At 63.0% G+C, this 4,990-nt stretch carries 5 protein-coding genes; 2 read left to right on the forward strand and 3 right to left on the reverse strand.

All coding sequences use genetic code 11. From position 1 onward, the window contains the following. Positions 1–785 (forward strand): tetratricopeptide repeat protein (locus RMO57_RS00960; protein ID WP_310383407.1); only part of this gene is annotated, 785 nt, incomplete at its 5' end. Here RMO57_RS00960 and RMO57_RS00965 read toward each other — a convergent pair. Together RMO57_RS00965 and RMO57_RS00970 are read right to left on the reverse strand one after the other, a co-directional pair. Next, positions 786–2,039, reverse strand: coding sequence for an alpha/beta hydrolase (locus tag RMO57_RS00965; protein ID WP_310383408.1), 1,254 nt, complete (start codon positions 2,037–2,039; stop codon positions 786–788). It abuts the gene before it with no gap. 73 nt (positions 2,040–2,112) lie between these two features. Beyond that, complete coding sequence (locus RMO57_RS00970) at positions 2,113–3,039, reverse strand: DUF3667 domain-containing protein (RefSeq protein ID WP_310383409.1); 927 nt, start codon at positions 3,037–3,039, stop codon at positions 2,113–2,115. Between the two features lie 116 nt (positions 3,040–3,155). Between RMO57_RS00970 and RMO57_RS00975 the strand changes: the two genes are divergently transcribed. Further along, a complete protein-coding gene (locus RMO57_RS00975; protein WP_310383412.1) occupies positions 3,156–4,496 on the forward strand; it encodes a UDP-glucose/GDP-mannose dehydrogenase family protein in 1,341 nt (446 codons plus the stop codon). A gap of 161 nt (positions 4,497–4,657) precedes the next feature. Here the strand turns inward: RMO57_RS00975 and RMO57_RS00980 are convergent. After that, positions 4,658–4,990 (reverse strand): dTDP-4-dehydrorhamnose 3,5-epimerase (locus RMO57_RS00980; protein WP_310383413.1); only part of this gene is annotated, 333 nt, incomplete at its 5' end.

A 4,990-nucleotide genomic window follows, 5' to 3' on the forward strand; every position in this document is an offset into this window, starting at 1 on the left:
TGGCGCCCGACTACCTGGTCGCCCGCAAGCGCTTGGGTGAGGTGCAACTGGCGGCCGCTGACTACAAGGCTGCTCTGGCCAGCGCTGCCTTGATGCAGAAGCAAGCGCTTGGCAAAGCAGCCGGCCTGGGGTTGCAAGGTGATGTGCTGGCAGCGCAAAAGGAGTGGGTCGGTGCTGCGGCGGCCTATCGGCAAAGCCTGAGCACGGGCAATGAGGGCGCCAATGCAGATGTGGCGGCCGGCTTGGCGGCCAAGCTGCATCACGCGTTGGTGCTCGGCCCCAACAAGGGCGAGGCCGGGAAGTTTGCCGCCGCCTGGATCAAAGACCATCCCAAGGATGCCGTGTTCCAGTTCTACTTGGGCGGCGAGGAGTTGTTGCAGGGTCAGTTCGCGCTGGCCGAAAGCCGCTTCGCGGCGGTCTTGAAGCTGCAGCCTTCGAGTGCCCCGGCGCTGAACAATCTGGCTTGGTTGTTGATGAAGCAGGGCAAACCGGGTGCCTTGCCCTTGATCGAAAAAGCCAATCAGCTGGTGCCCAAACAGGCCGAGTTTTTGGATACCTTGTCGCTGGTGTTGGAGGCTGAGAAGCAAATGCCCAAGGCGATCGAGGTGCAAAACCAGGCGCTTGATCTGCAGCCCGAGAACCATGAAATGCGCATGCGTTTGGCCAAACTGTATTTGGCCTCAGGCGACAAGAGCAGGGCCGGGTCTGAGTTGCAGCGCCTGGCCAAGGCCGGCAAGCAGTACGGTGGTCAAGCCGAGGTGCAGCAGTTGCTGCGCGCGCTCTGATCAAGCTTTGACGGTCTTGGCGGGTTTCAGCCAGTCCAGCATTTGCTGGGTCAGCAGCGGGCTGCTGAGCAGCTCCATATGGTTCATGCGGTAACAGACCAGTTGCTCTGACTTGGCAAAGCCCAGATCGCGCCGAGGGTCGCTGTGTTCGCCCAAAGCGCTGTGCAAGGGCACCAGGCCATCACCGATCAAACGGTTGGCGAGTGCGCCCCTTTTGGCGGCCATGGTCGCCGCGACCGCGAAGCAGTTGACGCCGGCCGGCAGCGGCGTGATCAGGCGTTGATCGGGCAGGCGATGGAAGCGGTTGTCGCCCTGCCAGTCCTCGTCGCGCACATGGCCGTGGCGCAGGTCGGTGATGCCCGCGCTGCGCAATTGACCCAGCTTGGCCAGCGGCGCGGTGTAGCTCGTGCTGCCGAGCAGCACATCGATCCAGTTGCCGGCCCGCTCCAGCGGTGCGCCGTGATGCGGCGTACCCAGGAAGATGATGTTTTTCAGCCGGGGTAGCCAGCTCATGTTTTGTTCGGCAGCGAGTTGACAGGCACTGCGCGTCAAAAGGCCGCCCATGCTGTGGGCGACGATGCTGATCTCTTCGATCGGAGTCGGCCAATGGCGCGCCAACTGCTCCAGCTGCGCGGCCAGCTCGCGGCCGTTCTGCGAGGTGTGCAGGCCCGAGTTGTAGCGCAGGTAGATGGCGGTGTAGCCCAGCGCTTGGGCCAATGCTTGGCCATGATCGACCAAGCGGTCTTGGTGCGATGTCTGCCACTGCAAGTCATTCATGCACAGGCCGTGGATCAACAAGAGAACCTTGCCGGTCGGTGCGAACGCGGGGGGCAGGTCTTGCCAGTCCAGGGCCTGGCCTTGCCAGCGCAGGCTCATCGGGGTGGCCAGCGGATTTTGGGTCGCCAATAGATGGTCGCCCATCACGCCATTCAAGGCCGCCAACAGAGCGGCACGTTGGGGGCTTTCTTGGGCCCCAGCGGGGCTGCTAGCTTCGATGCGCCTTAACAGTGCTTGCAGGCCAACACCGACCAGGCGATTCACGCCGTGCACGCTCTTGTAGGCCAAACCGGTGATGCCGCGCGTTTGGCCGGCAGTCGGGCCACCGGGCATCCCCAAACGATCCCAGATCGATTGATGCACGCCTTCGACAATGCGTGCAATGCCGGCGGTGGCCTGGCTGCCCAGCTGGGCCATGCCGCGCAGATCCGAGGGTAGCAAATGTTTGGCGGTGCGTTTTGGGGTCGGTGAGTTCATTCGCATTGCCGGCGATGAAAAGTCGCCAGGCGGGGCCGATTGTGCGGCCGGCCGTCTAGAGGTGTGGCTCTATTCAGCTGACCAAGGTCAAGAGGGCGAAGCTGGCAAACACAAAGCTGATGCTGCTGAGGTTCAGCACAAGCAGCGCCAAGGCGCGCGGCAGGGTGCTCCACCAGCGGCAGCGGTAGACGCGCTGCAGGGCGATGAGCGGGTAGATCAGGGCCGCGGTGCCGGCCAGCGCCGACAAGGCCTCCGATTGAATCAACAGCAACAGCAGCATCGCAAACCAGAAGGCGTGCAGGTGCAGCGCGAAGGTCAGATGCTCGGTGTAGCGCAGGCGCTTGTCCCAAAAAATCAGCTTCAGCCAGAGTGCAAAACAGGGCAGCAGCACAAACATCGTGGTGCCAATATTGCCCAGCGCCCGCTCGGACAGCTGCACCATTTCCTTGGCCATGGCGGCCTGATCCAGCGTCAGGCGCCGCTCCAGGCGCTTGCACATCGACTCGGGCAGCTTTTCGCAAAAGAACACGCCGTCCTTCATGCCGGCCTTGAAGCCGCCCAGCCCGCCGATCTGGATGTTCTGGGTGTCGCCGTTTTCCAGCTGTATGGCTTTGGAGCTGCTTGTTTTATTGAGCTCCGGGGTGTTGGCTTCGATCTTGCCGCTGGTCACCACGCGCAGCGACAGTAAGGCCAGCACGCTGATGGTCAGGTACAGGCGCAGCGGCAGTACATAACGCCGGCGCCGGCCGGCCATGTATTCCAGCGTCAACTGCCCGGGCAGCAGGAGCAGGCGCCACAAGGTCCGCCACAGTGCGCCTTCGGTCGAGATATAGGCGCCGCCGAACTGTTGTAAGAACTCCAGCAGCGTCGGCGGGCGCAGATTCGATTCTTGGCCGCATGCGCCGCAGAACTTGGGCCGTGGGGCGGGGAATCTGGTCGAACAGTTGGGACACAAGGCGGGCGTTGGCGCGGTGTTGAGGGCTTCGGTGGCGGCGGTCATGGCCCGATTGTCCTGCGAAAAATCGCCGCGTCGGGCGAGAGAAACAGCACTTTCACAGTGCCTACACAGTCGCCGAGTAGGCTGCTCGCTACTTGATCAGAACGCAAAGGCTAGACATGAAAGTCACAGCGATAGGCACCGGTTATGTTGGCTTGGTGACCGGCGCTTGTTTGGCTGAGATGGGTAATCATGTGGTGTGCTTGGATGTCAACGCCGAGAAGATCCGCGTGCTCAACGCAGGCGAAATCCCCATCCATGAGCCGGGCTTGTTGGAGATCGTGCGCCGCAATGTGGCGGCGGGGCGTTTGCAGTTCACCACCGATATTGACCGCGCGGTCAACCACGGCACCATCATGTTCATCGGCGTGGGCACGCCGCCGGACGAAGACGGCTCGGCCGACCTTCAATATGTGCTGGCGGCGGCGCGCCAGGTTGGCGCGCGCATGACCGACTACAAGGTGATTGTCGACAAGAGCACGGTGCCGGTCGGCACGGCCGACAAGGTGCGTGCCGCGGTGGCGGATGAGTTGGCCAAGCGCGGCTCGACCTTGGCGTTCTCGGTGGTCTCCAACCCGGAGTTCTTGAAGGAAGGCGCAGCGGTCGAAGATTTCATGAAGCCCGACCGCATCATCATCGGCTCCGACGATGAGCAGGCCACGCTGTTCATGCGGGCGCTGTATTCGCCGTTTACCCGCAACAATGACCGCATGGTGGTGATGGACCTGCGCAGCGCCGAATTCACCAAATACGCGGCCAATGCGATGCTGGCCACGCGCATCAGCTTCATGAACGAGCTGGCGCTGCTGGCCGAAAAGGTCGGTGCGGATATCGAGTTAGTTCGACGGGGCATTGGGTCCGACCCGCGCATCGGCTACAGCTTTTTGTATGCCGGCGCCGGCTACGGCGGGTCCTGCTTCCCCAAGGATGTGAAGGCCTTGGTGCAGGCGGCTCAAGGTCAGGGCGTGTCGCTGCGTGTGTTGGCGGCGGTGGAGCAGGCCAATGAGCGGCAGAAGATGGTGCTGGTGGACAAGGTGGTGGCGCGCTTTGGCACCGACCCGGGGGGTGACTTATCGGGTCGCCACTTCGCCATCTGGGGCCTGGCCTTCAAGCCCAATACCGACGATATGCGTGAGGCGCCGGCCTTGGTGATCGTGCGCGAGTTGATTCGCTTAGGCGCAACGGTCGCGGCCTATGACCCGGTCGCCATGCCTGAGGCCAAACGCTTGCTGGGCGACCTGGCGGCCTTGAGCTTTTGTGAGCGGGCCGAGCAGGCGCTGGACGGCGCCGACGCTTTGCTGCTGGTGACCGAGTGGAAGGAGTTCAAGAGCCCTGACTTCGAGGCCATCAAGGCCAACTTGAAGCAGCCGGTCGTGTTTGACGGCCGCAATCAGTACGAGCCGGCCTTGATGAAGGCGCTGGGGATTGAGCACCACGGCATTGGCCGTGGCTTGGCCTAGGAGCCCGGGCGGCAGAAAAATCGGCGGCTACAAGTCGGCCGCAGCGGTCCATTTTTCACCGTCTTTTTGCCCCATAGCCGAGCTATGAGGCTGCAAATCGGGCAAAAACTGTCCTCGCCGAGGTCGCCTTTCGCTATCGCCGCTTTCTGCCGCCCGGGCTCCTAGTCAAATAGTTTGGTCGCGTCGGCCAACAGCGGAGCCCGGGCGTCCTTGTCCGCCAGCAGCGCCGTCACGCCGGTGTCCGGCCACTCAATGCCGATGGCGGGGTCGTCCCAACGCACCGCGCCCTCGCACTGCGGGGCGTAGTAATCGGTAGTCTTGTAGAGGAAGTCGGCCGTCTCGCTCAAGACCAAAAAGCCGTGCGCGAAGCCCGGCGGCACCCAAAGCATGTGATGATTTTCCTCGGAGAGCTCGGCGCCAGCCCATTGGCCGAACGTCGGCGACGCGCGCCGCATGTCTACCGCGACGTCGAACACCGCGCCACGCGTGACGCG

It is taken from the genome of Roseateles sp., assembly GCF_031397715.1.
GTDB lineage: Bacteria > Pseudomonadota > Gammaproteobacteria > Burkholderiales > Burkholderiaceae_C > Paucibacter_A.